This is a genomic window from Cupriavidus basilensis (genome assembly GCF_000876015.1).
Lineage (GTDB): Bacteria > Pseudomonadota > Gammaproteobacteria > Burkholderiales > Burkholderiaceae > Cupriavidus > Cupriavidus basilensis_B.
Genome location: NZ_BBQM01000012.1, coordinates 460,610 through 480,604, shown reverse-complemented (window position 1 = coordinate 480,604; position 19,995 = coordinate 460,610). Strand labels below are relative to the sequence as shown.

18 protein-coding genes are annotated in these 19,995 nt (G+C 70.7%); 11 read left to right on the top strand and 7 right to left on the bottom strand.

The window, feature by feature from the left end; translation table 11 throughout:
• The first annotated feature begins 156 nt into the window (after positions 1–156).
• Together KF708C_RS09930 and KF708C_RS09925 are read left to right on the top strand one after the other, a co-directional pair.
• Positions 157–1,128, top strand: coding sequence for a sensor domain-containing diguanylate cyclase (locus KF708C_RS09930; protein WP_059411639.1), 972 nt, complete (start codon positions 157–159; stop codon positions 1,126–1,128).
• Positions 1,129–1,284: 156 nt separating this feature from the next.
• Positions 1,285–1,704 carry a hypothetical protein gene (locus KF708C_RS09925; protein ID WP_059411638.1) on the top strand — a complete coding sequence of 140 codons (420 nt, stop codon included), beginning with the start codon at positions 1,285–1,287 and terminating at the stop codon, positions 1,702–1,704.
• 24 nt (positions 1,705–1,728) lie between these two features.
• On the opposite strand, the gene KF708C_RS35560 is transcribed toward KF708C_RS09925, so the two are convergent.
• Together KF708C_RS35560 and KF708C_RS09920 are read right to left on the bottom strand one after the other, a co-directional pair.
• Positions 1,729–1,887, bottom strand: coding sequence for a hypothetical protein (locus KF708C_RS35560; protein ID WP_156173771.1), 159 nt, complete (start codon positions 1,885–1,887; stop codon positions 1,729–1,731).
• Positions 1,888–2,074: 187 nt separating this feature from the next.
• Positions 2,075–2,524 (bottom strand): PA2169 family four-helix-bundle protein, encoded by a 450-nt coding sequence (locus tag KF708C_RS09920; protein ID WP_059411637.1) that lies wholly within the window; start codon positions 2,522–2,524, stop codon positions 2,075–2,077.
• A gap of 634 nt (positions 2,525–3,158) precedes the next feature.
• On the opposite strand from KF708C_RS09920, the gene cqsA reads away from it, so the two are divergent.
• Positions 3,159–4,499 carry an alpha-hydroxyketone-type quorum-sensing autoinducer synthase gene (gene cqsA / locus KF708C_RS09915; RefSeq protein ID WP_231586423.1) on the top strand — a complete coding sequence of 447 codons (1,341 nt, stop codon included), beginning with the start codon at positions 3,159–3,161 and terminating at the stop codon, positions 4,497–4,499.
• Between the two features lie 22 nt (positions 4,500–4,521).
• On the opposite strand, the gene KF708C_RS09910 is transcribed toward cqsA, so the two are convergent.
• Entirely contained in the window at positions 4,522–5,868 is a 1,347-nt protein-coding gene (locus tag KF708C_RS09910) for a sensor histidine kinase (protein ID WP_156173770.1), read from the bottom strand.
• Between the two features lie 123 nt (positions 5,869–5,991).
• Positions 5,992–6,588 (bottom strand): GTP cyclohydrolase II, encoded by a 597-nt coding sequence (ribA, locus tag KF708C_RS09905; protein WP_059411634.1) that lies wholly within the window; start codon positions 6,586–6,588, stop codon positions 5,992–5,994.
• Between the two features lie 568 nt (positions 6,589–7,156).
• Between ribA and KF708C_RS09900 the strand changes: the two genes are divergently transcribed.
• The 3 genes from KF708C_RS09900 to KF708C_RS09885 all read left to right on the top strand — a co-directional run bounded on the left by KF708C_RS09900 (position 7,157) and on the right by KF708C_RS09885 (position 11,298).
• Complete coding sequence (locus KF708C_RS09900; RefSeq protein WP_059411633.1) at positions 7,157–9,103, top strand: hybrid sensor histidine kinase/response regulator; 1,947 nt, start codon at positions 7,157–7,159, stop codon at positions 9,101–9,103.
• Between the two features lie 498 nt (positions 9,104–9,601).
• Positions 9,602–10,573, top strand: coding sequence for a Bug family tripartite tricarboxylate transporter substrate binding protein (locus KF708C_RS09890; RefSeq protein ID WP_059411631.1), 972 nt, complete (start codon positions 9,602–9,604; stop codon positions 10,571–10,573).
• Positions 10,570–11,298 carry an SDR family oxidoreductase gene (locus KF708C_RS09885; protein ID WP_059411630.1) on the top strand — a complete coding sequence of 243 codons (729 nt, stop codon included), beginning with the start codon at positions 10,570–10,572 and terminating at the stop codon, positions 11,296–11,298. Before KF708C_RS09890 ends, KF708C_RS09885 begins: the two co-directional genes overlap by 4 nt.
• A gap of 144 nt (positions 11,299–11,442) precedes the next feature.
• Here KF708C_RS09885 and KF708C_RS09880 read toward each other — a convergent pair whose 3' ends face one another.
• Both KF708C_RS09880 and KF708C_RS09875 read right to left on the bottom strand, forming a co-directional pair.
• Positions 11,443–12,276 carry a HAMP domain-containing histidine kinase gene (locus tag KF708C_RS09880; protein ID WP_059411629.1) on the bottom strand — a complete coding sequence of 278 codons (834 nt, stop codon included), beginning with the start codon at positions 12,274–12,276 and terminating at the stop codon, positions 11,443–11,445.
• A gap of 80 nt (positions 12,277–12,356) precedes the next feature.
• The gene (locus KF708C_RS09875) at positions 12,357–13,751 is read right to left on the bottom strand and encodes a sigma-54-dependent transcriptional regulator (RefSeq protein ID WP_059411628.1); all 1,395 of its coding nucleotides are present in this window, start codon (positions 13,749–13,751) and stop codon (positions 12,357–12,359) included.
• Between the two features lie 267 nt (positions 13,752–14,018).
• Between KF708C_RS09875 and KF708C_RS09870 the strand changes: the two genes are divergently transcribed.
• The 3 genes from KF708C_RS09870 to KF708C_RS09860 all read left to right on the top strand — a co-directional run bounded on the left by KF708C_RS09870 (position 14,019) and on the right by KF708C_RS09860 (position 16,164).
• Positions 14,019–15,062, top strand: a complete 1,044-nt coding sequence (locus KF708C_RS09870; RefSeq protein ID WP_059411870.1) for a sigma-54 interaction domain-containing protein — start codon at positions 14,019–14,021, stop codon at positions 15,060–15,062.
• 203 nt (positions 15,063–15,265) lie between these two features.
• Positions 15,266–15,538: a hypothetical protein gene (locus KF708C_RS09865; protein WP_059411627.1), complete on the top strand. Its 273-nt coding sequence runs from the start codon at positions 15,266–15,268 to the stop codon at positions 15,536–15,538.
• A gap of 155 nt (positions 15,539–15,693) precedes the next feature.
• On the top strand, positions 15,694–16,164 hold the full coding sequence (locus KF708C_RS09860) for an ion channel (RefSeq protein ID WP_059411626.1): 471 nt from the start codon (positions 15,694–15,696) through the stop codon (positions 16,162–16,164).
• A gap of 38 nt (positions 16,165–16,202) precedes the next feature.
• On the opposite strand, the gene cls is transcribed toward KF708C_RS09860, so the two are convergent.
• Positions 16,203–17,636 (bottom strand): cardiolipin synthase, encoded by a 1,434-nt coding sequence (gene cls, locus KF708C_RS09855; RefSeq protein ID WP_059411625.1) that lies wholly within the window; start codon positions 17,634–17,636, stop codon positions 16,203–16,205.
• Positions 17,637–17,773: 137 nt separating this feature from the next.
• Here cls and KF708C_RS09850 point away from each other — a divergent pair, with 137 nt between their 5' ends.
• Positions 17,774–18,799 carry an aldo/keto reductase gene (locus KF708C_RS09850; protein ID WP_059411624.1) on the top strand — a complete coding sequence of 342 codons (1,026 nt, stop codon included), beginning with the start codon at positions 17,774–17,776 and terminating at the stop codon, positions 18,797–18,799.
• Positions 18,800–19,268: 469 nt separating this feature from the next.
• A complete protein-coding gene (locus KF708C_RS09845; RefSeq protein ID WP_059411623.1) occupies positions 19,269–19,994 on the top strand; it encodes a response regulator transcription factor in 726 nt (241 codons plus the stop codon).
• Position 19,995: the final 1 nt, after the last annotated feature.

Sequence of the window (19,995 nt, the reverse complement as noted above, 5' to 3'; positions counted from 1 at the left end):
CGGCTGCCTCCGGCGGGGATGGCGGCCTTCGGGCAAGGAGATGGGCGTGCGCGATGACGCGGGCGATCGAAGCGGCCGGCATACATTTCGCGCCGATTGCGCCGTTATCACTGCATGCGGCATGCCGCCAGCCCCCACTTCCGTCGCCGAAACCTCATGAAGGTACCTTCGATTCCCGCCGATGAAACGACCCGCCTGCAGACATTGCGGTCCCTCAACCTGCTCGACACCGCCGCCGAGGAACGCTTCGACCGCCTGACGCGGCTGGCGCGGCGCCTGTTCGGCGTGCCCATCGCGATGGTCACGCTGGTCGACGCCAACCGCCAGTGGTTCAAGTCCTGCATGGGCATGTCGGCCACCCAGACCTCGCGCGACATCTCGTTCTGCGGGCACGCCATCCTCGACGACGACATCCTGACCGTGTCCGACGCGCTGCTCGACGAGCGCTTCCACGACAACCCGCTGGTCACGGACGACCCGGGCATCCGCTTCTACGCCGGCTGCCCGCTGTCGGCGGCGGGCGGCTGCAAGCTCGGCACCTTGTGCCTGATCGACATGCAGCCGCGCCACTTCGGCGACGACGACCGCGCCCTGCTGCGCGACCTGGCGAGCATGGCCGAGCACGAACTGGCGGCGCTGCAACTGGCCACCACCGACGAGCTCACGCAGTTGTCGAACCGCCGCGGCTTCTCCGCGCTGGCGCAGCACACGCTCGATGTCTGCAAGCGGCTGGGCAAACCGGCCACGCTGCTGTTCTTCGACATGGACGACTTCAAGAGCGTCAACGACCGTTTCGGCCATGCCGAGGGCGACTACGCGCTGGCGGCCTTCGCCACCGAGCTGCGCCGCGCGCTGCGCGACTCCGACGTGATCGGGCGGCTGGGCGGCGACGAGTTCGTCGCGCTGCTGACCGGCACCGATGCCACGGCCGGCGCCCACGCGCTGGCGCGCCTGCGCACCGGCGTGGCGTCGCACAACCGCCGCGCCGCGCGTGGCTACGACATCGAGTTCAGCGTGGGCGCGATCGCGCTCGCCCCGGCGCGGCACGGCGACGTGGCCGCGCTGCTGGCCGAGGCCGACGCCGCCATGTACGCCAACAAGGCCCTGCGCAAGGCCGGGCAGCACTGATCCGCCGGGTGGCTGCCGCGGGCGGGGAACGCACCCGCCGGGCGGCCGCCCCGGTCCCGCCGCGCCGCGCCGCGCTGCCTGCGCTCCCGCCGCCCGGACGGCGCTGCCTATACTGGCAGGCGAGCGCGCCGCGCGACAAGAACAGGGAGAAGGGATATGCAGAACGAACAATTCCTCGCCAGGCAGGAGGACCGCCGCAGCGGACTGCGCGCGTTGCGCGCCGCGCTGCTCAAGGCGCACAAGGAACTGATCATGCTCAGCCGCGCCGAGTACGAGCGCCTGTATGGCCCGATCCCGGCCGGGCTGTTCGTGCAGATAGTGACCGAGGAGCCGTATTTCCGCTGGCTGGACCCGCTCTCGCGGCTGATCATCGAGATCGACGAAGAGCTGGAGGCTCCCGAGCACCACGACCAGACCTGCCGCGCCGTGGCCGCCGCCGCGGAGAAGCTGTTCGGCCCGCAGAGCGAGCCCGCCTTCCGCGAGCGCTACCAGCAGGCCTTGCAGGACGAGTCGGGCGTGATCGTCGCCCACGGGCAACTGATGAAGGTCATCGGCCAGCTACGGCAGCTGGCCTGAGCGCGGCCTTATTCGAGCGCGGCCTTATTTGTCGGGCCGGTCGGGGTCCACGGCGATCGGGTCGCTGGCGGGGAAGGTCTCGCGCAGCGCTTCGTCCAGGTCGTCTTCCTGCTGGTCCTCGCCGGGTGCCGGCGTGGCGGGATGGGGCGGCGCTGGCGGCTTGGGCGCGGCGGGCTTGGTCATGGCCTGGTCCTGGACGAGGTGGATGTATCTTGATCTTAGGGGGCTTTGCGGCGGGATGCCAGACGGCGCCGGCGCGCCGCCTCCGCGCATGGCGGCGGCGCGCCGTGCCGCCCGCCCGGAGCGGCGGCACGCGCTCGCCGTCCGGCCGGGCCGCCGCCGTAGCACCTGGCGCGGACAGGTCCGTTCATCAGGCCGCGCGATAGCGGTTGCGCAGGTCGCGGATCAGGTCGTGGTTGCGCAGCACGCCCTGGTACTGGCGCTCGATCAGCGCGCGGATGTCGAAGCTCAGTTCGCTTTCCTGCAGCGCATCCGCGTACTTCTTCTTGGCCACGTCCTCGCCCTTCTCGGTTTCTTCGAGGATGGCGAGGTCGTTGCGGTCGGCCACCGCGGTGCGCAGGCTGATCCAGCCGCGATGCAGCGCGCCGGACACGCTGCCGTGGTCCTCCGGCTTGCCCCCCAGCGCGGCCACCTGCACCTGCAGCTCGTCCACCGCGGCGGCGATCTCGCTCGCGCGGCTGGAGAACAGCGACTTCAGCTCCGGGTTCTGCGCGTCTTCCGCGGCCTTGCGGAAACCTTGCTCGCCGTCGCGCGACACCTCGATGAGGTCATTGAGTACGGAAACGTTCTTGTCAGCCATGTCAGCTCCTTGGAGGGATTCGTGTTTGACAGAGGAATGACGCCGTGAAGACGACATACCGGTCACGCTGGCCCGCGGCGGGACACCGGAACACCGATGCATGCCGCCCCGCGCCACCTCTTCAAGATATGGAAGCCGGGCAGCCCCCGCTGTAGGGTGGCCCCCGGAAACGCTGTCGGCGCACGCCTACAGCGCGCCGGCCGGCTTGTTCCTGCCGGCATGAATGGCGGGCGCGGCAAGGCCAGCGGCGCGGCGCTGGCGGTCGATGCCGTGCGCGCGCGATGGCCTGAAGGCGCCGCCGTCATGGCGGCGGCGCGCTGCGCCGAAACGCCGCTGGCACCGGCGTCGGCGGCATCGAGGCGCCTGCGCGCATCATTCTGTGGCTTTACAGCCACTTCCCTGCGATCCCGGCGTCACAAGTGCTGACAAGCGGGCGGGAGAATTCCCCGTCCACACGGCAGAATAGCTTGTCGGCGCAACACGCGATCAGTCTCGGGCGGTCCGTTCCCTCCATCCCATACGTTGCAAACAATGGATGCGGACCGCGCTCGCGCTGCGGCGACGTTCGCCGGCCGCCTGGCAACCCTGTCGCCTCGGCCGGCATTTTCGTCGGAGTGATTCCAAGGGGAATGTAATGAACAGAATGGATACGGGTTGTCTGGAACGGGGTCGTGCAGCGGGTCAGGCGGCGGCCACACCGGCACCTTCGGCCGCGGCATGGCCCGACTTCATCACCTCGCGCGTGGCGGGGCACGAGGTCGAGCGGGTGCAGAAGCGCTGGGGCGGCAGCCACCTGCTGCACGGCCGCCAGCCGGGACCCGACGCGGTGCATTTTTCCAGCAACGACTATCTGAGCCTGCTGGGCGAGCAGGAGCTGGTCATGGCCCAGACCGCCGCCATGCGCGGACCGGGCAGCGAGCTGCTGATGTCGGCCGTGTTCCAGTACGGCGACAACCCGACCAGCCGGCTCGAGCACAAGCTGGCCGCCTTCGCCGGCGCCGAGGCCAGCATCCTGTGCCAGTCGGGCTGGGCCGCCAACGTGGGCCTGCTGCAGAGCATCGCCAGCGAGCGCACGCCGGTCTATCTCGACATGCTCGCGCATATGTCGCTGTGGGAAGGCGCCCACGCGGCGCGCGCGCGCGCGGTGCCGTTCATGCACAACGACGCCGAGCACGCCGAGCGCCAGATCCGCAAGGAAGGCCCCGGCGTGCTGGTGGTGGACTCGGTCTACAGCACCAACGGCAGCCTGTGCCCGCTAGCCGATTTCGTCGAGGTGGCGGAGCGCACCGGCAGCGTGATCGTGGTCGACGAATCCCACTCGCTCGGCACGCACGGCCCCGGCGGTGCCGGCCTGGTGGCCGCGCTGGGGCTGTCGGGCCGCGTCCATTTCCAGACCGCCAGCCTGGCCAAGGCCTTTGGCGGGCGCGCCGGGCTGGTCACGTGCCCGGCCTCGTTCAAGGGCTACTTTGCCGCGGAGTCGCGCCCCGCGATCTTCAGTTCGGGGCTGCTGCATCACGAGCTGGCCTGGTTCGACGCCGCGGCGGATTTCATCGCCAGGGCCGACGCCCGCCGCGCCCGCCTGCACGCCATTTCCGCCTACGTGCGCGGCGCGCTGGCCAGGCTTGGCTACAACGTGTCGGCGGGGTCGGAGCAGATCATCGCGCTGGAGTCGGGCACCGAGGAGCAGACGCTGGTGCTGCGCGACGCGCTGCAGTCGCGCGGCATCTTCGGCGCGGTGTTCTGCGCGCCGGCCACGGCGCGCGACCGCGCGCTGATGCGGCTGACCATGAACGCCTGCCTGACCGCCGTGGAAACCGACCGGCTGATCCAGGTGTGCGCGGAGATCCGCGACGAAGTGGGCCTGGCCAGCTGGCGCTCCAGCCAGCGCCGGCAGCGCGCGCCGGTGGCGCGCCAGGCCGCGCCGCGGCAGCCCGTGGACGGCGGCGTGCTGGAAGTGGCGGACAGCGCGGCCTGATCGCGTGGTCTGACCGCGCGGGTCACTCCGCCGCCGCGGCCTCGCGCCGCGGCGTGGCCGGCGGGAACTCCAGCACGAACTCGGTGTACTCGTGCTCGACCGAATCGCAGTGGATGCGCCCGCCCCACGCCTCGATGGTTTCCTTGCAGAAGGCCAGCCCGATGCCGGTGCCCTCGTTGCGCGGATAGGTGTGGAAGCGCCTGAAGATCGCCCCCAGCTCGCGCTCGGGAATGCCGGTGCCGGTGTCGCGGAACACCAGCCGGTTGCGCCGGGGGCCGCGCTCCAGGCGCAGGCGGATCTCGCCGTGCCCGGCGCGGGCCAGCGCGTGCAGCGCGTTCTTGATGAGGTTGAACAGCACCATCACCAGCAGCTTCTGCTCGGCCCGCACCAGGAAATCGTCGTCGAGATCGGCATGAACCCGCTCCCGCTGCCCGGCCTCGAACGGGTAGCGCGCCAGCGCTTCGCGCACGGCCGCGCCGAGCGGAAACGGCTCGCCAGGCTCGCGGTCGGCGCCGCCGCGCGCGTTGACCAGCAGCACGTCGATGCCGTGGTTCATGCGCTCCACCTCCAGCTGGATGCGCGGCAGCGCGTCCTTCATCAGGCCGAAGTGCGCGCGCGGCAGGTTGAGCGAGTTCTCGGGCGTCTCGTTCTCTTCATAGAAGCGGATCAGGCCCGGCAGGTAGCGGCCCATGCCCAGCGCCGTCGAGCCGATGCTGCGGATGGGCGTGCGCAGCTCGTGGGCCACCGTGCCCAGCGCGATGGCCATGCCGTCGAGCTTTTCCTGGATCAGGATGCGCTGGTCGATCTTCAGCACGGCGATCGTGCAGATGGTGAAGCCGATGATGGGCAGCTCCACCGGCCAGTTGACCTCCAGCAGCCCGGCCGGCGGCGGCGTCACGTAGGTATAGACCAGCCACGCCGCCGCCGTGCCCACCACCAGCGAGGCCGCGCCGCCCACCCAGCCGCTGAAGTTGAACAGGATGATCACGGCGATCACCAGCGATTGCGACCACACCAGGTTGCCGTGATTCATCAGGTACAGATAGACGAAGAAGAACGACAGGCAGTAGGTCAGCGTGAACAGGAAATACGCCGGCAGCCACTTGCGCTCGCGCAGGTCGCGCGTGACCAGCAGCGGCAGGCACATGAGCATGGCCACCAGCCGCAGCACCAGGCTTTCGTAGGGCTGGGGGAAGCCGAACGTCCACACCGCGTAGAACACCGGGAAGCCGATGAAGGCCAGCCAGCCCAGCAGGCGGATGCGCTTGATCTGCGCCGGCTGGCGCACGTCGAGGTGGACTTCCCTGGCAAGCACCCGGCGCAGGCGCACCGCACTTTCACCGCAACTGCGTTGAATCTGGGCAAGCATGTTCAAAACCGGCTGATGATGGCGTCGAGACACGAGTGTATCTGGAGAGCCGGACATGCCGGCCAGTTTTGTGCGCCTTTCGTGGCTTTTACGCATCGCGCCGGCCGTGGCGCGGCGGCGCGCTCAGTCCAGCAGATGCCCCATCCGCACGCGCTTGGTGGCGAGGTATTTTTCGTTCTCGGCGTTGGACGGGATGACATGGCGCATCTGCTCCACCACCGTGATGCCGGCGGCTTCCAGCGCCTGCTTCTTCTTGGGGTTGTTGCTCATCAGCCGGATCGACTTCACGCCCCACTGGTGCAGCAGGTCGGCGGCGAAGGCGTAGTTGCGGGCGTCGATTTCCTGGCCCAGCGCCAGGTTGGCGTCCACCGTGTCCAGCCCCTGGTCCTGCAGCGCGTAGGCGCGGATCTTGTGGCCCAGGCCGATGCCGCGCCCTTCCTGGCCGCGCAGGTACAGCAGGATGCCGCGCCCTTCCTCGGCGATCTTCTTCATGGCGAGCTCCAACTGCTCGCCGCAGTCGCAGCGGCAGGAGCCGAACACGTCGCCGGTCAGGCACTCGGAGTGCAGGCGCGTCAGCACGGCTTCGCCGGCGATGTCGCCCACGCTCAGCGCCAGGTGTTCGATGCCCGAGACCGCGCCCTTGAAGGCGGTGGCGGTGAATTTGCCGAAACGTGTCGGCAAGCGGGCCGAGCCGATCAGCTCGATTTCTGTGTCATTCATGTCAGTCGGTATTGGCGCCGGTGCTGGCCTGGCAGGGCAAGGCGGCGCGCTTTGGCAGCATCCAGCCCGCTAAGGTAGCACGAGCGCGCTCCCATCGCTGGAGAGCCGCGGCCGGCACCGGCGTCCGGCGGTCTGGCAGCACGGCGCGGAACGGGCCGGAAGTCTGGCCGGTTTCACTTTCCCGCACGCCGCGGCAAGCATGCCGGCGCCCGTCCGTTGCCGGACCGGGACGATGCGCGGCCCGCCCGCGCGGGACTGCGCCGCGGCCACGGTCCCGCCCACGGGCACGGCTCTTGCCCCTCGTCCCCGGTGCGGGCCGCGCGCCGCGCCGCTGGAAAAACCGGCCCGGCCGCGCCCGCCGCCGCAAACCGTTGCAGGCCGGCGGCCATCGCCGGGACCGGCATCCGAGGGGGAAACCGTGGCGCCCACGCCGCATGCAGAAGCTACCGGTCGCGGTCCGGGCTTCCCGGTAGTTCTTACAAACGAGACGGACCCGTTGCCGGCAGAACGGGACGGTCCGGCCGCGCCATCCGATGCCCGCTATCGCTGAGTTCGCCATGAACACGCCATGAACACATCATCACGCCCCCACGCCGCCGCGCGGCCGCTGATCCTCAACGTCGACGACAGCGACGGGCCGCGCTACATCAAGGGCCGCATCCTGCAGCGCGCGGGCTTCGCCGTGCTGGAGGCGGCCAGCGGGCACGCCGCGCTGTCGCTGGTGCGCCAGCACGCGCCGGACCTGGTGCTGCTCGACGTCAAGCTGCCCGACATCGACGGCCTCGAAGTGTGCCGCCTGATCAAGAGCGACCCCGGCACCGCCGGCACGCTGGTGCTGCAGACCTCGGCCGCGCTGACCGAGTCGCGCCACCGCGTGCAGGCGCTCGACGGCGGCGCGGACAGCTTCCTGATCGAGCCGGTGGAAGCCGAGGAGCTGGTCTCCAGCATCAACGCGCTGCTGCGCATGCGCCGCGCCGAGGAATCCGCGCGCCACACCTCGCAGGCGCTGCGCGAGAGCGAGGAACTGCTGCGCCAGCTTGCCGAGAACCTGTCCGACGTGCTGTGGATACTCGATCCCGCCGGCGGCGAGTTCCTGTTCGTCAGCCCCGCCTTCACCCGGTTGTGGGACCGGCCGCTCGACGAGTTCAGGCACAATCCCGGCCGCTGGCTGGACTGGGTGGCGCCCGCCGAGCGCGCGCGCATGGCCGCCGCGCTCGACACGATGATGGCAAGCGGCCACATGGACGCCGAGTTCCAGCTCGTGCGCGGCGACGGCGAGACCCGCGAGGTGCGCGCGCGCGCGTTTCCGGTCTCCGACGCGGCCGGCAGGTTCTACCGCGTGGCCGGCATCTACCAGGACATCACGCGGCAAAAGCGCGCCGAGCGCATGCTGCTGGAAGAAGACCGGCGCAAGGACGATTTCCTCGCCATGCTCGCCCACGAGCTGCGCAACCCGCTCGCGCCGATGCGCAGCGCGGCCGACCTGCTGATGCGCTGCGCGCCGACGCGCGAGGACACCTTCAAGGCGCGCGACATCATCGCCCGCCAGTTGCACCACCTCACGCGGCTGGTGGACGACCTGCTCGACATCTCGCGCTTCACGCAGGGCCGCATCGTGCTGCGCGACGACGTGGTGGAGCTGCGCACCGCGCTCGGCACCGCGGTGGAAGCCGTGCGCCCGCTGATCGATTCGCGCGGCCACACGCTGCGCCTGAGCGTGCCCGAAGGGCCGATGCCGGTGCGCGGCGACCTGGTGCGGCTGACGCAGATCTTCAGCAACCTGCTGCACAACGCCGCGCGCTACACCCAGCCCGGCGGCCAGCTGGCGATCGAAGTCGCCAGCGACGGCAAGCTGCTCACCATCAAGGTGCGGGACAACGGCCCCGGCCTCTCGCCGCAGGCCCTGCTGGACATCTTCGACCCCGCCACCGCGCATCACGGCGACAAGCCCGCCGCGGCGGGCGGCCAGGAAGGCATGGGCATCGGCCTGTCGCTGGTGCAGAAGCTGGTCAAGCTGCACGGCGGCGAGGTGCATGCGCAGAGCGCCGGCGCCGCGCTGGGCTGCACCTTCGTGGTCACGCTGCCGGCCCAGCCCTGGCAGAGCTGGCAGCCGGAAGCCGGCCGGCCGCGCCCCCGGCCCGGCACGCCGCGCACGGTGATGGTGGTGGACGACAACATCGACGCGCTCGAGGCGATGGCCCTCACGCTCGAAGCGATGGGCCATACCGTGGTGACGGCCATCGACGGCCCCGCCGCCATCGTGCGCGCGGTCAAGGCACAGCCCGACGTGATCCTGCTGGACCTCGGCATGCCGGCGATGGACGGCTTCGAGATCGCGCGGCGGCTGCGCGCCATCCCCGAACTGCGGCGCGTGCGCCTGGTGGCGCTGACCGGCTACAGCCAGCCGGCGGACCTGCGGCGCACCAGCGCGGCCGGTTTCGACCGCCATCTGGTCAAGCCGGTCGACCTGGAAGCGCTGGCGAAGATCCTCGAAGAACTGGACGAGGCCGCCTGAGCGCGGCCCCGCCGACGAACCTGGAGAGAACGATGACGGCACAGCGCCTCCACATCACGCCCGAACCCGATCCGGCGCCGCCGGCGCCGGAGATCCCGCCGCCCGAGGTGCCGGACCCCGACCCGCCGGCACCGGTCAGCGACCCGCCGCCGGGCGACCTGCCGCCGCCTCCGCCGCAGCGGGCGCGGTCCGCGCAGGAACGGCGGACCCCTCGCCTGCGCGGATAAGAACTGTCTTCCTGCCATCCCGCCTTTCCGCCGGCGCCGCATGGCGGGACCGGCCGTGGACCGATGCGTCCCGTTGCCCCCGAAGCTGCCCGCCCCGGGGCTGCGATCTCGGCTCCAAACCATAAGATATTATTATTGATAATCTTATTGATCCAAACAGGGTCGGCCTCTATACTCCACGCGACACCGTTTTGCCCACGGTGCAGACCTCGCCAACAACAAACACAGACACCGCCGTTTCACACAGGCGGGGACATGGAGACAACCCCGGATGAACCGCAAGCGATTTCTGGCTGCCCTCGCAGCGATCCTGATGTCGATGACCGCGCCGGCGATGGCGCAGCAGGCGTGGCCGGCCCGCCCCGTGACGCTGACCGTCATGTATGGCGCCGGCGGCTACATCGACCTGCTCGCGCGCGCTTTCGCCCAGCGCCTCGAGACGGCGCTCGGCCAGCCCGTCGTCATCATGAACCGTCCCGGCGCGCAGGGCGCGCTGGCCCTGGACCTGGCCAGGCGCCAGGCGCCCGACGGGTACAACCTGACGATCGTCACCGGATCGTCGATGGCCGTGCTGCCGCACCTGATGGCGGTGAACTTCACGATCGACGACTTCGCCTATGCCGGCGCGTTCGCGATGCCGCGCTACGGCGTCGCCGTGCAGGGCAAGTCGCCGTACAAGACCATGGATCAACTGATCGCGGCCGCCAAGAGCGGGCCCGGGGTGTTCATGGGTTCGTCCTCCGCGCTCAACACGCTGATCCTGGCCGACATGAACCACCGCTTCGGCACGCACTTCGAGGTCGTTGCCTACAAGTCCGCGCCCGAGGTATCGAACGCCCTGCTCAGCGGCCAGGTCGCGGTGATCGTCAGCAACCCGCCGGACATCGTGCCCTACCTGAAGGACGGCAAGATGCGCCTGCTTGCCTCGGCGAGCCCCGCGCGCTGGCCGCACACCCCGGAGGTCCCGACCCTCAAGGAACTCGGCTTCCATTCGATCGACGCCGATTCGTGGGTCGGCCTCGCGGCGCCCAGGGGAACGCCGAAGCCGGTCATGGCCAGACTGGAGGCCGCGCTGCTCGACATCTGCAAGAACAAGGAATTCCGCGACGTCCTGGAAACCCGCGGCACCGACGCGCTCTGCGCGAACGGCGCCGACATGGACAACTACCTGAGAAAGCGCCGGGTCGAATGGGGAGAAGCCATCCAGCGCGCCAACCTGCCAAAAGAGGAAGCACCACGATGACAACCCGCCCCCGAGCCATACTCGTCACCGGCGCATCCAAGGGAATCGGCCTGGCCCTCAGCCACATGCTGGCGGCCGGCGGACAGCAAGTCGTCGGACTCGCGCGCACCCGGCCGAAGGATTTCCCCGGCGATTTCTGGTCCTGCGACCTTGCCGATCTCGCCGCCACGGCGGAAGTCCTGGCGGCCGTCAACCGCAGGCATTTCATCACCGGCGTGGTCAACAACGCCGGCATCGCCCTGCCCCAGAGCCTGGCCACGCTCGACTTCTCCAGCCTGGCCACGGTGCTCGACACCAACCTGCGCGCCGCCGTCCAGGTCACGCAGGCTTGCCTGCCGTCGCTGCTCGAGGCAAACGGCGGGCGCATCGTCAACGTCTGCAGCCGCGCCATCCGCGGCGCGGCGGACAGGACCGCCTATTCCGCGGCCAAGAGCGCGCTGGTCGGATGCACGCGCACGTGGGCGCTGGAGTTCGCCCGCTTCAACGTCACCTCGAACGCGGTCTCGCCCGGGCCGACCGAGACCGCGCTGTTCCGGCAGAAAAGCCAGCCCGGCAGCGAGGAGGAGCGGCGCATGCTGGCCTCCATCCCGATGGGACGGATCGGCCAGCCGGAAGAGGTGGCGTCGGTGATCGCGTTCCTGCTGTCGCCGGCGGCGGGCTACGTGACCGGGCAGGTCATTGCCGTCGATGGCGGCGGGAGCCTGGGCGGACGGCCGTCGGCGTGAAAGAGATCGGGGCACGGTAGACGCCTCGGTTTCCTCCCCGCGCCCGCCTGCGGCGAGCGGGATGTTGAACGGCCGGTATGCGCCCGCGCGGCGCCGTGCAGTTTATGCCGCGGCCGGTAAAAACTACGGGGTCGCGGCGCCCGCTCAGGCGCGCGGCGCCTGCACCGGAAAGCACACGGCGATACACACGGAACCGGTGTCCGGGCCGCCGCCCGCCCCTTCGGCCTCGATGCGCGCGCCGTGGGTTTCCACCAGCCGCCGCACCAGCATCAGCGCGGTGCCCTGGCGCGCGCGCGCCGCGCCGCCTTCGGGCAGCGGGCGCCGCAGGAAGAAATCCGACAGCACGGCAATGCGCTCGTGCCGGCGGGTTTCGCTGGACAGGCGGCTCTCGGTGATGCGCAGCGTGACGTGGTCCGCTCCGGCATGGAGCGCGGCCTCGACGGCGTCGCCGGTGCGCGCGTGGCGGACGCAGTGGATCAGCAGGTGCCGCAGCAGCGGCGGCAGGCGGCGCGGGTCGGCGTCGATGGCCACCGGCGCGGATGCCGACGCGGATGCGGGCGCTGCCCCGGGCGGATCGGGCAAGTCCACGCCGCGCGTCTGCGCGAACGGGCGCACCGCCTCGATGGCCGCGCGCAGCGCCGCGTCCAGGTCGGTGCGCTGCCACTGCGGCGCGCTTTCATCGGCCAGCAGCGCCACGGCTTCTTCCATGTGCTCGATCAGCGCGACCTGCTGCTGCATGCCGGTGCGGATGCCGGCCAGCGCCCGCCGCGCACTGGCCGGCGGCGTGTCCAGTGTGTGGTCGAGCACGTAGGCCCAGCTCTGCACGCCGTTGAGCGCGGAGCGCAGGTCGTGCGCGACCTGTCCAATCAGGCCGGCCACCTCGGCGCTGCTGCTGACCTCGCCGGGCGCGTGCGTGTGCGCGGGCGCATCGCCGTCGTTGCCCCGGGCGCCGTCGGAAGGAGAATGCGGTTGCGACATCGATATTTCCGGGCTGCATGCCCGCCCCCTTGCCATCACGCAATAAGCATGCCGCCTGCGTCCGCATTACCGCAGCAGCACTAGCCCGGCGGCACCGCACCGCTGCCGTTGGCGCGCAGCGATTCGGGCAGCTCGCCGCGCGCGGCGTATTCTTCCAGCCGGTTGTAGAGGGTCTTGAGGCTGATGCCGAGGATCTCGGCGGCATGCTTCTTCACGCCCGCGCATTGCTCCAGCGTGGCGAAGATCAGCTGGCGGTCCGCCTCGGCCAGCGACATGCCGACCGGCACCGACACCATCGCCGTGGCCGACGAGGTGGTGGCCGCCATCTGCAGCGGCACGTGGGCGTCGGCGATCAGGTCGTGGTCGGCCATGATGTAGGCGCGCTGCACGAAGTTGCGCAGCTCGCGCACGTTGCCGGGCCACGCATGCAGCAGCAGGCTGTCGAGCAGCTCGGGCGCGAAGCGGCGCTGCGTGCCGTGCTCGCCGTTCATCTGCGCGAGCAGCGTGTTGGCGATCTGCACCACGTCGTCGCCGCGCGCGCGCAGCGGCGGCAGCTCGACCGGGAACACGTTGAGGCGGTGGTAGAGGTCGGCGCGCAGCTTGCCTTCGGCCACCGCTTCCTCGGGATTGCGGTTGGTGGCGGCCACCACGCGCACGTCGGCATGCAGCTCGCGGTGGGTGCCGACCCGCATGAACGCGCCGGACTCCAGCACGCGCAGCAGCTTGACCTGCAGTTCCACCGGCATCTCGGTGATTTCGTCGAGGAACAGCGTGCCGCCGTTGGCGCGCTCGAAATAGCCCTTGTGCTGGCGCTCGGCGCCGGTGAAGCTGCCGCGCTCGTGGCCGAACATCTCGGACTCGATCAGCGTGGGCGAGATCGCGCCGCAGTTGACCGCGAGGAACGGCTGGCGCCGGCGCGCCGAGAGTTCGTGCAGGGTCTGCGCGGCGAGTTCCTTGCCGGTGCCGCTTTCGCCGACCAGCAGCACGGTGGCCTCGGTCGGCGCGACCCGGCTCAACTGGTCGTAGACCACCTGCATCGCCTCCGAGCTGCCCAGCAGCCGGCCGAAGCGGCCATAGCGGCGCAGCTCGCCGCGCAGCGAGTGGATCTCCGCCTTGAGGTCGCCGGTGGTGGCGATGCGCTTGAGGATGGTGCGCAGGCGCGTGACGTTGATCGGCTTGACGAGGTAGTCGGTGGCGCCCAGGCGCAGCGCGTCCACGGCGGACTCCACGCTGGCGTAGCCGGTCATCAGGATCACTTCCACGCCGGCGGTGCCGACTTCGCCGAACAGGTCCATGCCGCTGCCGTCGGGCAGCTTGAGGTCGGCCAGCACCGCGTCGGGCATCTGCCAGCCGACCTGCAGGCAGGCTTCGCGCAGGTCGCCGGCGGTGGCGGAGGTGAAGCCCTCGGCCGCCACGATTTCCGACAGCGCGGCACAGGTGTTTTCGTCGTCGTCGACGATCAGGATGTGGGGCATATCGTCCGTAGGGGAGCCATCGGCCAGCGCGCGGCTGCCGCCGGGAGGCGCCGCCGGCACGGCGGCTGCCGGGCCGGAGCAGGTCACGGCGCCAAGGGGGAAAAGCGGGGTATGAATCATTCTATGCGGGGGCGGCGGGCGGCGATGCCGGTGTCTGTCTGACAACGCCACGCCTTGACGAACAAGTTCGCACTTTGGCCGCAAAAGGGTGGCCTCGGGCTTCCGCAAGCGATAGCATTGGGCCAGATTGCCGCCCTGCCCCCGCCGATGCCAAGCAGCCAGCCCGACACTTCCGCCGCCTCCGCCGCCCCCGTCCCCGACCGCGCCCCGGCACCGCCGGTGGACGGCGGGCCGCGCGTCGCGGTCCCGGGGCCGGCGGCGCTGCTGTGGCAGAGCGCGTCGCCGGTCATGCGGCGCCTGCTGGCCCAGATCGAACGCGTGGCCGCCACCGAAGTGACCATGCTGGCGGTGGGCGAAAGCGGCACCGGCAAGGAACTGGTGGCGCGCGCCGTGCACGAGCGCGGCGCGCGCCGCGGCGGCCCGTTCGTGGCGGTCAACTGCGGCGCGATCCCGGCCGCGCTGATCGAGTCCGAGCTGTTCGGCCACGAGAAAGGCGGCTTCACCGGCGCCGTGCAGCAGAAGGCCGGTTATTTCGAGCAGGCGCGCGGCGGCACGCTGTTCCTTGACGAAGTCACGGAAATGGCACCCGACATGCAGATCAAGCTGCTGCGCGTGCTGGAGACCCGCACCTTCCACCGTGTCGGCGGCGACACCCAGATCGCGTGCGACGTGCGCATCCTCGCCGCCACCAACCGCGATCCCGTCGAAGCCGTGCGCGATGGCCGGCTGCGCGAGGACCTGCTCTACCGGCTGGCCGTGTTCCCGCTGCACATCCCGCCGCTGCGCGAGCGCGGCGAGGACATCGCCCTGCTGGCCCGGCACTTCCTGGCCGAGTTCAACGCCATCGAAGGCACCGACAAGACCTTCTCCGCCACCGCGGTGGAGCGCCTGCGCCATTACGGCTGGCCCGGCAACGTGCGCGAGCTCAAGAACACGGTGTACCGGGCCTTCATCCTGGCCGACCGCGTGATCGACATCGCCAACCCGAACATCGCCAGCCAGCCGCCGCGCCCGTCCACGCTGGACGGCGTGGTCAACGTGCGCATCGGCACCTCGCTGGCCGACGCCCAGCGCGAGATCATCCTCGCCACGCTGGCCCGCCACGAGGGCGACAAGCGCCAGGCGGCGCGCTCGCTCGGCATCAGCCTCAAGACGCTCTACAACCGCCTGGACAGCTACCGCGCCGGCTGAAGCCGCACGCCGGGGCCGGCGGGTCCCATGCGTCGCCTCGTCCGCATCTTCCCGGACCGCCCTTCCCGTCCGGCGGCGTCCTGCGCGCGGCGCGCACCCGAAACCACCCCCCTCGCCAGGGGGGAAGCAATGCGGCGCCGAACTGCGCAGACTCAGGATTCCATGCCATCGAGCCAATGCGCCCGGCGCGCGGAACCCCCGCAATGACCCCAAAACAACAAGATACCTGCCCCCTCTGCGGCATGCCGGCAGAAACCCGCATCCGCCGCGGCAGTTACGGGCAATGGGTGCTGTACGGCTGCCGCAACCCCCAGTGCGGCCCGACCGAGATCAGCACCGGCGCGCGCCGCAACCTGCGCGAGCCCGCCCGCCAGGCCGAGCTGCGCGCGCTGGCGCGCACCAGCCGCGAGCACGGCAAGCTGCCGCGCCTGGGCTATGACGGCCCGCGCGGCGAGATCTACGTGGAGTTCGACTAGCCACGGTCCGGCGCCGCGCCATGCGGCGTACTGGCAATCCTCGTGATCCGCCGTTACATTCCAGACAGTCCGTGACGGCACGGATACGCGCGCGGGCGGAACGCACCGGGCGCGGCGGCGGTCACTATGCCTACTGGCAACGCGAGGACAGACCGATGCAATTCAGCACCCACGATCTTCTGGCGCTGCTCTGCGCCAGCGTGCTCACGGTGATGGTGGTCGTCATCCACTACGAGGCCCTGCGGCTGCTCTCGGCGATGAGCCCGCACCGCTGGTCGGGGCGCGTCAACGTGGGCGTGCTGATCCTGTGCATCATCGTGGCCCACTGCCTGGAAGCCATCGTGTTCGGTGCGGGCTACTGGGTGGCCGGCCACGTGCTCGGCCTCGGCGGGCTGGGCGGGCCGCAGCCGGTCCAGCCCATCACCTACATCTACTTCTCGCTGGAGACCTACACCACGCAGAGCCTGGGCGACATCGCGCCGATCGGCGCGACGCGGCTGATCGCCAGCATCGAGCCGCTGGTGGGCCTGATCCTGATCGGCTGGTCGACCTCCTTTACCTACATCATCATGCGCCGCGACTGGCCTACCGCCGTGGCCTCGCAGGCGACGCAGGGCGACCTCTGAGCGCCCGCCGCTCGCCGCGCGACGGTGCTGCGGCGGCGCTACAGGATCGGCGCGAACAGCGTGGCCACGTGCATGGCCACGCGCCGCAGGCGCGACCCGCCCAGGTATTCGTCGGGCCCGATGCGGCGCGCCTGGGCGAAATCCGTCTCGAGCATGGCGGCCACGCCGGCGGCGAAGCTTCGGTCCGCGGTCATCACCATCAGCTCGAAGTTCAGGCGGAACGAGCGGTTGTCCAGGTTGGCGCTGCCCACCGCGGCGGCCTCGTCGTCGATCAGGATCACCTTCTGGTGCAGGAAGCCCGGCTGGTAGCGGTAGATCTTCACGCCCGCGCACACGGCCTGGTAGGCGTACAGCGTGGAGGCGGCGAACACCACCAGGTGGTCCGGGCGCGCCGGCAGCAGGATGCGCACGTCCACGCCGCGCAGCACGGCCAGCCGCAGCACCGCGAACACGGCCTCGTCGGGCACGAAGTACGGACTGGTGATCCACAGGCGCCAGCGCGCCGACTGGATCGCCTCGACGAAGAACAGCGAGCAGGTCTCCTGCGCGTCGGCCGGCCCGGACGGCACCACCTGGCAAGTCATGCCGCCGGCGGCCGCGGCCGGCGGCGGCAGCAGCAGCGGCACCTCGCGCGCGGCCCAGTACCAGTCCTCGGCGAACACCATCTGCAGGTCCAGCACGGCGCTGCCGCGAATCTCGATATGGGTGTCGCGCCACGGCGCCAGCGGCGGCTTCAGGCCCAGGTATTCGTTGCCGACGTTGTGGCCGCCGGTAAACGCGCGGGCGCCGTCGACGATCACCAGCTTGCGGTGGTTGCGGAAATTGAGCTGGAAGCGGTTGACGAAGCCGCGCCGCGTGGCGAACGCGCGCGCCTCCACGCCGCCGGCCAGCAGCCGCTTGACGTAGTGCCCGGGCAGCGCGTGCGAGCCGATGCTGTCGTAGAGGAAATAGACCTTCACGCCGGCCGCGGCGCGCTCGCGCAGCAGGTCCTGCAGGCGCCGGCCGAGCGCGTCGTCGTGGACGATGAAGAACTGCACGATCACCACCTGGCGCGCGGCGGCGATGGCCGCGAAGATCGCCGCGAAGGTGTCCTCGCCGTCGACCAGCAGGCGCACCGCGTTGTTGGCCAGGCACGGCATGCCGGTCAGGCGCGGCAAGGCGCGCAGGCAGGCCTGCTCGGGCGAGTGCACCACGCAGGCGTCGCGCGCGGCGCGCTCGCCGGGGTCCATGTCGTGCGTGACCTCGCGCAGGCGGTCGTTGTTGAAGCGGCGCGCGTTGACGTAGCCGGCGAAGTTGCTGCTGCCCAGGATCAGGTAAGGCACCAGCGTGAAGTACGGCATCATCACCAGCGAGCCGGCCCACGCGATGGCGCCGGGCGCCGTGCGCACCGTCATCACCGCATGCAGGGCCGCGAGCACGCCGAGCGCATGGAAGGCCAGCACGATCACGGCAATCAGGGAAGGACTCGGCATGGCCGTCGGAGAGCGCCTGGCGGCGGCGGATCGCAATGCCCGCCATTCTGGCATAGGCCCGGCAGAATTTCGCGACTAGCGTTAAGCTGTAGCGCTTTTCGTTCCGCCGCAGTACCGCATCGTCAAGGAAGACCGCAATGTCAGAGTTCAAGATGGAATACCGGCGCCTGGGCGCCAGCAACCTGAAGGTATCGGCCCTGTGCCTGGGCACCATGATGTTCGCCGACCAGACCGACGAGGCCGAAGCCGGCCGCATCGTCGACAGCGCGCGCGCGCATGGCGTCAACTTCATCGACACCGCCGACGTCTACAGCAAGGGCGCCTCCGAGCGCATGGTCGGCCGCCTGCTGGCCGGCGACCGCCACGACTGGGTGCTGGCCAGCAAGCTCGGCAACCCGATGGACGCCGCGCCCAACCGCTCGCACTACTCGCGCAACTGGATCCTGCGCGAGTCCGAGGAAAGCCTGCGCCGCCTGGGCACCGACTACCTCGACATCCTCTACCTGCACCGCGACTTCCCCGGCGAGAACCTGGAAGAGCCGGTGCGCGCGATGGGCGACCTGATCCGCGCCGGCAAGATCCGCTACTGGGGCGTGTCCAACTTCCGCGGCTGGCGCATCGCCGAGATCGCGGCGCTGTGCGACCGGCTCGGCGTGCCGCGCCCGGTGGTCTGCCAGCCCTACTACAACCTGCTCAACCGCATGCCGGAGGTGGAGATCCTGGCCGCCTGCCAGCACTTCGGCCTGGGCGTGGTGCCCTACAGCCCGATCGCGCGCGGCGTGCTCACCGGCAAGTACCTGCCCGGCCAGCAGCCGCCGCAGGATTCGCGCGCGGGCCGCGCCGACCGCCGCATGATGGAAACCGAGTTCCGCGAGGAATCGCTGGTCATCGCGCAGACGCTCAAGCAGCATGCCGAGGGCCGCGGGCTCCAGCTCGGGCAGTTCGCCACGGCCTGGGTGCTGGCCAACCCCATCGTCAGCTCGGTGATCGCCGGGCCGCGCACGCTGGCGCAGTTCGAGGACTATTTCGGCGCCGTGGGCGTGGCGCTGTCGGCCGACGAAGAAGCACTGGTGGACAGCCTGGTGCGCCCGGGCCACGCCTCCACGCACGGCTACAACGATCCCAACTACCCGCTGACGGGACGGCCGATCTCGGCGTTCTGACCCTGCCGGCCGCCCCGGCCGGCACTGGCACCACCACCGCACCCGCCGCCCGGCGGGTGCCGCCGCGCCCGCGCTGCCTCGCCGCGCGACTGCCCAAAATTTAGGCAGGCCGGCATCCTTCCGCCCCCATTGGCCGCGCGCCCCGCGCGGGCCCCGCTTATCCACACATCCTGTGGATAACGTCGGGCGGCGCTTTCGGACAAATCATGTATGCGCGCTGCGGCGGGCGCGCCCGCGTCCGCTGGCGCGCCCGCCGCACAGGATGAGTCGCCGGGTATTTTGGGAATGCTCTGCCTGGGCTTGCGGACAGCTCCGATCAATATCCGGCCCGGCGCGGACTATGCTGCCCGCATCGCCTTGCGGGACAGGCCCAGCCCATCCCGGTCCAGCGCATGGCTGCCCGTCTGGCCGGGCGGCGGATGCGCGCGCCCGCCCGCCATTTGCCCAAACGCCAGTTGGACATTCCCCCATGAAGATCGCACTGCTAGCGGACCGCTCGGTTCAGGCCGAGGCCCTGTCGGATTCCCTGCTCCGCGCCGGCATGCACTGCCACACGTACCATGCCAGCCGAGACCTGTTCCAGCGCATCGACCGCTCGCGCTACGACGTCCTGCTGATCGACCACGAGCTGGCCGACATGCCGGCGGTGCAGGCCGTGCGCGCGGTGCGCGCGGCGTGGAGCGGCGAGCTGCCGGTGATGGTGCTGTCCGACCGGCGCGACGAGGACTCGGTCGTCAACACCCTGCAGGCGGGCGCCGACGACTACATGATCCGCCCGCTGCGCGCGCGCGAGCTGGTGGCGCGGCTGCACGCGCTGCGCCGCCGCACCGGCGCGCGCGAGGCGGCCCCCGGCCCCGCCATCGCGATGGGGCCCTACACGCTGGACTGCCTGTCGCGCCGCGCCGCCTTCCGCGGCCAGCGCGTGGCGCTCACGCCCAAGGAGTTCGACCTCGCCGCGCTGCTGTTCTCGGGCGCCGGGCGGGTGATGCCGCACGCGCAGATCGAGCACGCGATCTGGGGCTACGCGCTGCCGCCGGGCTCGCGCGCGCTGGCCAACCTGGTCTCGCGCCTGCGCCGCACGCTGGCGCTGCACCCGGGCAATGGCGTGGTCCTCTCGGTGGTCTACGGGCAGGGCTACCGCCTGGAGGAAACCGCGGCCGGCGTCAGCCGGCGCAACCGGCGCGCCGGGGGCTAGG

Coding starts and splice junctions, on each gene's coding strand:
- KF708C_RS09920 (WP_059411637.1), bottom strand. CDS start 2,524: ATGGCTGACAAGAACGTTTCCGTACTCAATGACCTCATCGAGGTGTCG.
- KF708C_RS09875 (WP_059411628.1), bottom strand. CDS start 13,751: ATGCCCCACATCCTGATCGTCGACGACGACGAAAACACCTGTGCCGCG.
- KF708C_RS09885 (WP_059411630.1), top strand. CDS start 10,570: ATGACAACCCGCCCCCGAGCCATACTCGTCACCGGCGCATCCAAGGGA.
- ribA (WP_059411634.1), bottom strand. CDS start 6,588: ATGAATGACACAGAAATCGAGCTGATCGGCTCGGCCCGCTTGCCGACA.
- KF708C_RS09845 (WP_059411623.1), top strand. CDS start 19,269: ATGAAGATCGCACTGCTAGCGGACCGCTCGGTTCAGGCCGAGGCCCTG.
- KF708C_RS09910 (WP_156173770.1), bottom strand. CDS start 5,868: ATGCTTGCCCAGATTCAACGCAGTTGCGGTGAAAGTGCGGTGCGCCTG.
- KF708C_RS09900 (WP_059411633.1), top strand. CDS start 7,157: ATGAACACATCATCACGCCCCCACGCCGCCGCGCGGCCGCTGATCCTC.
- cqsA (WP_231586423.1), top strand. CDS start 3,159: ATGAACAGAATGGATACGGGTTGTCTGGAACGGGGTCGTGCAGCGGGT.
- KF708C_RS35560 (WP_156173771.1), bottom strand. CDS start 1,887: ATGACCAAGCCCGCCGCGCCCAAGCCGCCAGCGCCGCCCCATCCCGCC.
- KF708C_RS09890 (WP_059411631.1), top strand. CDS start 9,602: ATGAACCGCAAGCGATTTCTGGCTGCCCTCGCAGCGATCCTGATGTCG.
- KF708C_RS09865 (WP_059411627.1), top strand. CDS start 15,266: ATGACCCCAAAACAACAAGATACCTGCCCCCTCTGCGGCATGCCGGCA.
- KF708C_RS09925 (WP_059411638.1), top strand. CDS start 1,285: ATGCAGAACGAACAATTCCTCGCCAGGCAGGAGGACCGCCGCAGCGGA.
- KF708C_RS09880 (WP_059411629.1), bottom strand. CDS start 12,276: ATGTCGCAACCGCATTCTCCTTCCGACGGCGCCCGGGGCAACGACGGC.
- KF708C_RS09850 (WP_059411624.1), top strand. CDS start 17,774: ATGTCAGAGTTCAAGATGGAATACCGGCGCCTGGGCGCCAGCAACCTG.
- cls (WP_059411625.1), bottom strand. CDS start 17,636: ATGCCGAGTCCTTCCCTGATTGCCGTGATCGTGCTGGCCTTCCATGCG.
- KF708C_RS09860 (WP_059411626.1), top strand. CDS start 15,694: ATGCAATTCAGCACCCACGATCTTCTGGCGCTGCTCTGCGCCAGCGTG.
- KF708C_RS09930 (WP_059411639.1), top strand. CDS start 157: ATGAAGGTACCTTCGATTCCCGCCGATGAAACGACCCGCCTGCAGACA.
- KF708C_RS09870 (WP_059411870.1), top strand. CDS start 14,019: ATGCCAAGCAGCCAGCCCGACACTTCCGCCGCCTCCGCCGCCCCCGTC.